General features: G+C 63.5%; 8 protein-coding genes and 1 pseudogene. All 9 read left to right on the top strand.

Features of this window, described 5'->3' with window-relative positions; translation table 11 throughout:
* Positions 1 to 217: 217 nt before the first annotated feature.
* Complete coding sequence (locus RUW20_RS18640) at positions 218 to 751, top strand: type II secretion system protein (protein WP_313953719.1); 534 nt, start codon at positions 218 to 220, stop codon at positions 749 to 751.
* Between the two features lie 12 nt (positions 752 to 763).
* Positions 764 to 1,252, top strand: a complete 489-nt coding sequence (locus RUW20_RS18645) for a prepilin-type N-terminal cleavage/methylation domain-containing protein (protein ID WP_313953720.1) — start codon at positions 764 to 766, stop codon at positions 1,250 to 1,252.
* A gap of 1 nt (position 1,253) precedes the next feature.
* A complete protein-coding gene (locus RUW20_RS18650; protein WP_313953721.1) occupies positions 1,254 to 1,820 on the top strand; it encodes a type II secretion system protein in 567 nt (188 codons plus the stop codon).
* Positions 1,804 to 2,718: a prepilin-type N-terminal cleavage/methylation domain-containing protein gene (locus RUW20_RS18655; protein ID WP_313953722.1), complete on the top strand. Its 915-nt coding sequence runs from the start codon at positions 1,804 to 1,806 to the stop codon at positions 2,716 to 2,718. Before RUW20_RS18650 ends, RUW20_RS18655 begins: the two co-directional genes overlap by 17 nt.
* Positions 2,715 to 3,134 (top strand): agglutinin biogenesis protein MshP, encoded by a 420-nt coding sequence (locus RUW20_RS18660; protein WP_313953723.1) that lies wholly within the window; start codon positions 2,715 to 2,717, stop codon positions 3,132 to 3,134. Before RUW20_RS18655 ends, RUW20_RS18660 begins: the two co-directional genes overlap by 4 nt.
* 5 nt (positions 3,135 to 3,139) lie before the next feature.
* On the top strand, positions 3,140 to 6,976 hold the full coding sequence (locus RUW20_RS18665) for a LamG domain-containing protein (protein WP_313953724.1): 3,837 nt from the start codon (positions 3,140 to 3,142) through the stop codon (positions 6,974 to 6,976).
* A 92-nt stretch (positions 6,977 to 7,068) separates the two neighbouring features.
* Entirely contained in the window at positions 7,069 to 8,010 is a 942-nt protein-coding gene (locus tag RUW20_RS18670; RefSeq protein ID WP_313953725.1) for an agglutinin biogenesis protein MshI, read from the top strand.
* A 19-nt stretch (positions 8,011 to 8,029) separates the two neighbouring features.
* On the top strand, positions 8,030 to 8,734 hold the full coding sequence (locus tag RUW20_RS18675) for a hypothetical protein (RefSeq protein ID WP_313953726.1): 705 nt from the start codon (positions 8,030 to 8,032) through the stop codon (positions 8,732 to 8,734).
* Positions 8,731 to 9,155 (top strand): annotated as a pseudogene (locus tag RUW20_RS18680) (hypothetical protein); the annotation flags it as partial. The gene RUW20_RS18675 and the pseudogene RUW20_RS18680, both read left to right, overlap by 4 nt.

The following is a 9,155-nucleotide window of genomic DNA, read 5'->3' on the forward strand; positions in this document are numbered from 1 at the left end:
GAGCTCAGGTTTGCCGTGCGCGTGACCGCGGATGGGTCGAATCCGGTGCTGCAGCCGCGGTCTCCTGCGCTGTGGTTCGGAGAACGGGTTCGTTGATTCGGCATTCGGATGCATTTTTCTATCAAGATTTTTTCGCAAAGACCGTAATAGTTCTCAGGTGCGCCGGCAATAATCGCTTATGCTTCGCAAATATGCAGTGATCTGAATGGAGAAAGTCATGAACAAACAGAGTGGTTTCACCTTGATCGAACTGGTCGTGGTCATCGTCATTCTCGGCATCCTTGCCGCGACGGCCTTGCCGCGTTTCACCAATTTGCAACGCGATGCGCGAGTTGCCAAGTTGCGTGCCGTCGAAGGCTCGATGCAGGGTGCTTCAGCAATGGTTTTTGGTACGGCGCAGGCGCGTGCCGGCCAAGGAGCCATTAACGGCGGCACAGTGAATGCTGCCGGTACCGGGACGGTGGCGGTGGCGGGTGGCGTAGTCGCCGTAGCGAACTTCTACCCGACGGACGCCTTAGCCGGCATCGTTGCCGCGTCTCTGACGACGAACACCATCCCGCCTACCGCTGCTGAGCTGCAAGCGCAGGGTTATGCCTTCAGCGCCGCCAATGGCATTCAGGTCCTGGGTGGCCCGGGCACCAACGCGGCCGGTACCACCAATGCGACGTGCAGGGTGCAATACACGGCTGCGGCAGTTGGTGGTGTGCCAATCATCGGGCCGGTCGACGCAGCCAACACTGCGGGTTGCTGAGCGGGACAGACCATGGCAGCGGCACGGAATGGGGCCCGCGAAGCGGGCTTCACCACCGTGGAGCTGGTCGTTACCCTGGTGATCATCGGCATTCTGGCCGCCATTGCCATTCCGCGCTTCCAGGACAGCACCGCGTTTACCCAGCGCGGCTTTTCAGATCAGGTGAGGGCGACCCTGCGCTACGCGCAAAAGATCGCCATTGCCAAGCGGCGTGAGGTCTGCGTCGATTTTCTCCCGGCCGGCGGCGGCGCTGCCGGCCGCCTGGCGCTGACTTTCAACCCTGGCGTGTTGGCCGGCGGCGCGTGCAGCAGCGTAGTCAATCTCCCCGGTCAGTCGGCGCCCTATGTGGTCAACGTACCCACCGGCATCACGCTCGTCCTGAGTGCGAACTTCCGCTTCAATGGTCTTGGCGAGGCGGTGCCCGCACCGGTGACGCTTACCCTTAGCGGCCGTGCGCTGCCGATTACGGTTGCTGCAGGGACCGGCTACATCACCAACTGATATGCTGGTTGGGAGGAATGCCTACTGCCGTGGCACCTCGCTGATCGAGGTGCTCATGTTCATCGTCGTCATTGGCGTGGCAGCGGGCGGCATCCTGATGCTCTTCGCCAACACCTCCCGGGCGAGTGCCGACCCTTTGATCCGCAAGCAGGCGCTGGCGATTGCCGAGTCGCTGCTCGAGGAAGTGCGGTTGATGCCCTTCTCGTTCTGCGATGCCGACGATGCGAATGCGTCGACGGCGACGGGCAGCTTTGTCGGCGCCACCGGTTGTGCGGCGACCGTCGAAGTGATGGGACCTGAGGCGGGCGAGAGCCGCTATGCCGTGCTCACGCCTTTCGACAACGTCAACGATTACAACGGCTTCGCCATGGCGGGCGGCATTGTGGATATCAATGGCACGGCGATCGCCGGGCTGGCTGCCTACAGTGTGGTGGTCACTGTGACGCCGTTGGTCTTCGGCGGCATCCCGGCCACCGACTCACAGCAGATCACTGTCAGCGTCACCGGCCCGGGCAATACCGCCGTGACTCTGGATGGCATCCGTACCCGCTATGCGCCGAATCTCTGATCTCGCGACCAGTCGCGGTTTCACGCTGATCGAGTTGATCGTGGCAATGGTGCTCACCGGCATCCTGGCCGCTGCCGCCGCGGTCTTTCTGCGGGTGCCGATCGCCAGTTATTTCGACGTCGCACGCCGTGCCGCCCTGACTGACATTGCCGACCTGGCGGTGCGTCGCTTCAGCCGCGACCTGCAGACAGCGCTGCCCAACAGCGTGCGCGTCGCCGGCGCCTGTGGCGGAGCGGGCCTCTGCTATGTCGAGTTTCTCGAAGTGCGGACCGGTGGACGCTACCGCGAGGAACCGTCCGGCGGCGCGACAAGCTGCCCGATAGGCGCTGGCGTCTACACCGATGCCTTGCAGATCGGTAACGCCGACAGTTGCTTCCGTAGCCTCGGCCAGGTGCCCGATCTGGCGACCATTGTCAGCGGTGGGGCGGGCGACTTTCTGGTGGTGTACAACCTCGGTCCGGGGTTTGCCGGTGCCGACGCTTACGCCAGCGGTGGCGTGACCGGCGGCAACAAGAGCCGCATCACGGCAGCGACCGCGGGCGCCAATGCCGAAGATCAGATCAGCTTCCAGACCCTGATTTTTCCACTGGCCTCGCCGAGCAGGCGCTTTCAGGTCGTTTCCGGGCCGGTGACGTATATCTGCGATCCGGCGACGCAGACACTGACCCGGCAATGGGGCTATGCGATCACGGCGGCGCAGGCGACACCTCCAGCCGGTGGCAATTCGGCGCTGCTGGCCACCGGGGTGAGCGCGTGCAACTTCACCTATGCGCCGAATGCCGTGGCGCAACGCAATGGCATCGTGTCGATCTGGCTGGAACTGACCCAGACCGATCCAGCCGGGACGCCCGAGCGGGTAACGCTGTTTTCGCAGGTTCATGTGAGCAACCTTCCATGAAGCGGCAGAGCGGCTTTTCCATCATCACGGCGATCTTCCTGATCGTCATCCTGGCCGCGCTCGGCGCTTTTGCCGTCAGCATGTTCCGCGTCCAGCAGACCACCGCCGCTTTCGATGAACTCGGCTCCCGCGGATTTCAGGCGGCGCAGGCTGGCATCGAGTGGGGTGCCTGGCAAGTGCTGCGCAATGGCGGTGCCTGCGCGGCTTCAACGAGCCTCGCTCTGCCGGGATCGCTGTCGGTATTTACGGTTACAGTGGGCTGCGCATCGACGGTGCATACGGAGGCCGGCAATCCGGTGAACATCTATCAATTGACTTCGACTGCCTGCAACCAGCCGGCGGCCGGGGCGTGTCCGAATCCCGCGCCGGGGCCGGATTACGTCGAGCGTCAGGTGCAAGCGGCGGTGGAAGGATGAACCGGGTGAGCAGGCGTTTCGCCAGCATGATCCTTTTGGCGCTGCTCCTGGCGGCGGGACAGCTTTCTGCAGCCACCCTGCTCGGGGAATACCGTCTCGAGGAGTTGCAGTGGACCGGAGCCGGCGCCGAGGTGCGTGACAGCAGTGGCAACAGCCGGCACGGACAGGCCATCGGCAGTCCGCTGCCGACGCCGCTTGACGCAGCGCCGGCCCGGCCCGGCAAGCCGGGTACCTGTGCCTATGGCAGTTTCCCCGGACCGGCCGGTAATGGTGGCGCCCTGAGCATGGGCGGGTTGCCGGTGAATACGGCCCCGGGTGCAAGGACCAGCGTGTCGTTCTGGATGTACTGGGACGGTACCAACAGCGTCATGCCGATCGGCTGGAATCGGCACGATCTGTGGCTGGTCAATGGTCACTTCGGTTTCAACACCGGCAACAGCGATGTTTTCGGTGTCGCTTCGGCCGGGTTGGCCAACCGCTGGGTGCACGTGGTGGCGGAGTTCACCAACGGCAGCGTTGCGGCCAATGCGCTGTATATCGATGGCGTGGCACAGGCGCTGACGCAGCGCCAGAGCACGCCTGCGAATGCCTCGGCAGTGGTCAGCTCGACCTTGCGGGTCGGTGGCTGGCAGACCGACAGCAGCTATCGTTTCTCCGGTCGCATCGACGAGGTCAAGGTGTATGACGGTCAACTGACCCCTGCCGAGGTGGCGACCCTGTTCAACGAGGTCCATAGCTGTGCGCCACGCCTGACGCTGGAATGGCACCTCGATGAGTGTGCGCTCGGCAGCGTGCCCGGCGAGGTGTTGGATGCCAGCGGCAACGGCAACAACGGCACGCCGGAAGGCGTCGCGAACACCGGCGCCGGGCGCGTTTGCAAAGGTGGCCTGTTCAACGGCGTCGCCCCCACCCGCATCACCTCGGTGAGCAGCTTCGCCGACGCCATCACCAACGACTTCACCATTGCCTTCTGGGTCAATCCGTCCGCGAGCCATGAGATCGACAGTCAGTCGAGCAGCGGCAACAGCGGTTCATCGGGCCAGCACTATGCGCTCTATCCAGCCAGAGGTGCCAATGCATGGGGAGGCGGCAATGCCGGTGCCGGGGTTTCGGTGGGTACAAACGGCGTTTCGGTCTATGAACATTTCAATAACAGCTACATGCCGGCCCTGCTGGTCTGGTCCGGTGCCGTCAGTGGCTGGACGCATGTTGTCGTGGTCTATCAGGCGCGGCAGCCGAGGCTGTACATCAATGGCAGCCTGGTAGCGACCGGTCTGACCAGCACCTATGCCAATATCCATCCTGGATTGCGTAGCTCCGGGGGAGGGCCTGCCAACGAGGATGGCGCTGTCGGCGGCGGTGCCTCTGGCTGGTTCAATGGTGGCGTCGATGAGTTCCGTATTTACGACGGCGCGCTGGATGCCACTCAGGTCGCGAGTATAGCTACTGCGCCTGCCCGCAGCTGCGCCTCCTGTGCCACGCTGGCGCACTACCGCCTGGAGGAGACGGCCTGGACCGGCGCTGCCGGAGAGGTTGAGGATTCGAGCGGCAACTTGCGTCATGGTCAGGCGCTTGGCGCGCCCTTGCCCGTGCCAGCGACGGCAAGTCCCGCGCGGGCCGGCAATCCCGGTACCTGCGGCTACGGCGAGCTCGCTGGCGGTGCCCTCAACCTGCCGGTGGCCGCCAATACGGCGGTCGGCGCCAGTACAACGGTGTCCTTCTGGATGTACTGGAACGGTACCAACAGTGTCATGCCGATCGGCTGGAATCGTCACGACCTGTGGCTGGTGAACGGTTATTTCGGGTTCAATACGGCGAACAGCGACGTCTTCGGCATCAGTTCCGCAGGCTTGGCAAACCGTTGGGTGTACGTTTCGGCGGTGTTCACCAATGGCAGCGTGACTGCCAACAAGCTCTACATCGATGGCGTGTCGCAGACGCTGACGCAGCGGCAGAGCACGCCGGCGCTGGGCAATGCGCTGGTCAATAGCAATTTGCGCGTCAGCGGCTGGCAAGCCGACAGCGGATATCGATTCCGCAGTCGCATCGATGAAGTGAACGTGTTCGACGGCGAGATGACGCAGAGTCAGGTGCTGCTGCAGTACAACGCCATCCACCCGTGCGGCGGCGCGGTGATTCCGGGCAGCTTCAACGCCTTCGATACGCTCACTCCCGCGGGTATCGCGGGGGTGGTTCACACCAAGGTGGCGGGTCAGGCGTTCGATCTGGCGATCGTGGCGCTCGATCTGGCCAGAACGGCGGTCGCAACGGCGTTCGTCGGCGATGTGAAGATTGAACTACTGGATGCCTCCAACAACAGCGGCGTGCTCGACCCCAATGGCTGTCGAGCGAGCTGGGCGCCGCTGCCGGGTTTGGCGCCAGCGACGCTATCTTTCGCCATCGCCGATAGCGGCCGCAAGAACATCAGCTTGACCGAGAACAACGCCTGGCGTGACGTGAGGGTGAGGATGACCTATCCGGCGGTCGGCGCGGCGACCGCGATCGGTTGCTCGACCGACAACTTTGCCCTTCGGCCCGTGGCGCTCGGTCTGGCGGTCAGAGATCAGGATTGGCAGACGGCGGGCGTGGCGCGGACACTGAACAATTCCGGATACCCGGGCGGCACGGTACACAAGGCCGGGCAGCCCTTTTCGATCACCGTGACCGGCTACAACGCGCTGAGCGCAGTGGCAACCCGCTACGATGGTACGCCGGCAGCGAAGCTCGTCGGTTTTGTCCTGCCGGCGTTGGGCGTCTGTCCGACTTGCATCCTCAGCGCGGGGGTGTTTTCCGGTAGTGGTGGCACGGTGGCTTCGAACACCGCCACGTATAGCGAAAGCGGCGTTATCCAGTTGCAGGCGTCCGACGACAGCTTCGCCGCCGTCGATGCCGGCGACGGCTCCAGCGTTGCCGAACGCACCGCCTATTCCACCATCAGCGCGGTCGGTCGCTTCGTCCCGGATCATTTCACCTTGACCGCGGGTAGCGTGGCCGCTGCCTGCGCGGCCGGCGCGCCGCCCTTCACCTACATGAATCAGTCTTTCCAGAATCTGAGTGCGAGTATCCAGGCGCAGAACGCTGCCGGTGCGGTCACCGTGAACTACCACAGCGCGGGCTTCCCGGCGAACCTGGCGAGCGTCGTCTGGCAGGCAGAAAACGCCAACAATGGGGTCGATCTCTCCAATCGTCTGGATGTGCCGGCGCCGTCCCCGCTCTGGGGCAACGGCACTTATCTGGTCAACACGGCGGCAGCCGCCCTGCGCCGTGCGACCCCGGACGATCCGGACGGGCCTTTCGATAGCCTGCGACTGGGGGTTCGCCTGACGGATCTCGATGCGGTGGCGTTGAACGGCTTGGATATGGATGTGGCAACGGCGGGCGCCTGCGCGCCCTGTAATGCCAAATCGGTTGGTGCCGCGACCAGTGCGCGGTTTGGTCGCTTGCACCTGCTGAATGCGCACGGTTCGGAGCTGCGCGCGCTGCCGCTGACGGTGCGCAATGAATTCTGGAACGGCACGGGATTCATCACCAATGCTGCGGATAATTGTTCGACGGTCGGCGCGGTGACCCTGAATGCCGCGCCCTCGGCATGCACGCTGAACCCTGCGTTGGCCGGCATCGGCAGCTTGTTGCTGAACGGCGTTGCCACGCTGACGCTTGGGGCACCGAATGTGCGCGGTTGCGCAGATATCATCATGACCACCCCGGCGTGGCTGCTGGGCCGCTGGGACGGCGTCGATCAGTTGGCGGATGGCAGGGTCTACGACGACAACGCCGCTGCGCGTGCGACCTTCGGCGTCTACCGTGAGCGCCTGATCTACAGGCGTGAACTCACACGTTAGCGCAATGGTGTCAGATCGACCCTGACAATTAGTTTGACAATCTGGGTGAAAATCTTTATTTTCCTATGGTTATATGCCTAATTTAACGTGAAATGAGAATTTTCGGCAGCACCAAGCGGGACGGCTGGCTCGCCGTTGCAAGCCGCAAGGGTGTGGTGGATCTGACTCACATCCACGTCGGTGCGGGCGGTCGGCCGGAGGTGACGCTCTACGAATCCTTCAGGACGGAAGGCGGCGAGGTCGACACCTATTCGCGGCTCTGCAAACAGCTCGGTCTCGACCACTATCACAGCACTACCAGTCTGCGCTTCGGGGAATACCAGTTCCTGCAGGTTGACCCGCCGGACGTCCCGGCGCAGGAAATGAAAGAGGCCATGCGCTGGCACATCAAAGGCATGGTCGACTTCCCTGTTGAGCACGCCACACTCGATATTCTGGAGGTGTCGGCAGAGGAAGGCGGCAGCACGCGCAGCCGTATCGTCTTCGTTGCCTGCGCACCGAACCAGCTGCTCGCTGCGCGAATCCAGACACTGCAAAAGGCCAGGATAGACATCGAGGCGATCGATGTCCCCGAAACCGCGCAGCGCAATCTCTCCGTACTGTACGAGCCGCCTGGGCGCGGTATCGCCATGCTCGGTTTTTCCGACGAGGGAGGGCTGCTGACGTTTACCTGTGCCGGCGAGTTACAGGCTTTCCGGCGGCTGGAGATAACGCTCGAGCAGTTGTTGAGGGCTGGCGCAGAGGAGCGTCAGACCTTGTTCGACCGTATCGTGCTCGAAACGCAGCGTTCGCTCGATACTTTCGGACATCAGCGCTCCTACATCAACCTCGCACAACTGATGGTGATGCCCTTGCCAGAGGAGGTCGGTTTGGCCACCTATCTGGCGCAGAATCTCTACGTCTCGGTGGAGGCAACCGATCTCGGCAAGGTCATGGATTTGATCAAGGTGCCCGAGCTTCGAGCGACCAGCCGCCAAGCGCAGTGCTTTTATTTGCTGGGTGCGGCCTTGCGCGGTTTCGAGGTGCGCGCATGAGCAAACGGAACGCCGCAGGATGACGCAGCAGATGAACCTGTTCAACCCGGCGCTGCGCCTCAAGCGCGAGTGGCTGACCGGGAAATCCCTCCTCGGTGGCCTCAGCGTCATGGTGCTGCTGCTTGGGCTGTACGGTGGTCTGCTGCGCTGGGACAATGCTCAGCTCGCCGTTGAGGCCAAGCGCGTTGGCGAAGAATTGACCACCAGACAGGAGGCGTTGTCCCGCCTCAATGACGAAATCGCCAGCCGCAAGGTGAGCAGCGAGACGCAAGCCGCCCTGCGGCGCGCAGAGGCGACGCTGCGCGGCCGCGAGCGCGTACGAGAAGCCATGGCGAGTGGCGCGCTGGGCTCCCCGGAGGGGTTTTCAGAATTCCTCATCGCCTTTGCCCGCCAGACGCAGGAAGGCCTGTGGATGGTTGGCTTGGAGATGGCCGAGGGTGGTCGCGACATCACCCTCGAAGGGCGCACACTGAATCCGGATCGGCTTCCCGCTTACATTCGTGGCCTCAATGGCGAACCCGTACTGCGGGGTCGTTCCTTCGCCGCATTGAACGTACAACTGGTGGGTGGAGAAGAACCCGCAAGGCGGGCATCGGCCGCGGCTCAGGGGGGACAGGAGGCGGTGCCGGATCTGCCGCCATTTCACGCGTTCATGTTGACGGCAACTTCGTCGCGAGCCGGCGCGGACGGCGCTACGCTGCGCGAAGGGTCCCCCCAGAGATGAAAAAAGCGCTGGCCGCCCAGCTACAGAAGTACGACGCCCTGTCGCTACGCGAGCGCATGATGGTGGCTGTCGCCATCGTTGCCCTGACGCTGGTCGTCGCGGACAGCTTGCTGAGCAGCTGGTCGCGCCAGAATGCCGGCATCAAGAGCAGCATTGCCGAACAGCAGATTGAACTGGTTCAGGGGGCGACGCAGCTCACGGCGCTGGAGGCGCAGCTTGCCGCCCATCCCGATGCGCAGGTGCGGGCACGGATTGAGGAAATCGAGAAGAAGATCGCAGCCCTCGACGCCGGGCTGCAGTCAGCTGCGAAACAGCTGGTGCCGCCCGATCGTATGGCGACCTTGCTGGAGGATCTGCTCATGCGTAACCGGCGGCTCCAGCTGGTGCGAATGACGACGCTGCCGGCCGAGGAATTGCTTGG

Source organism: Accumulibacter sp., from assembly GCF_032229525.1.
Taxonomy (GTDB): Bacteria; Pseudomonadota; Gammaproteobacteria; order Burkholderiales; family Rhodocyclaceae; genus Accumulibacter.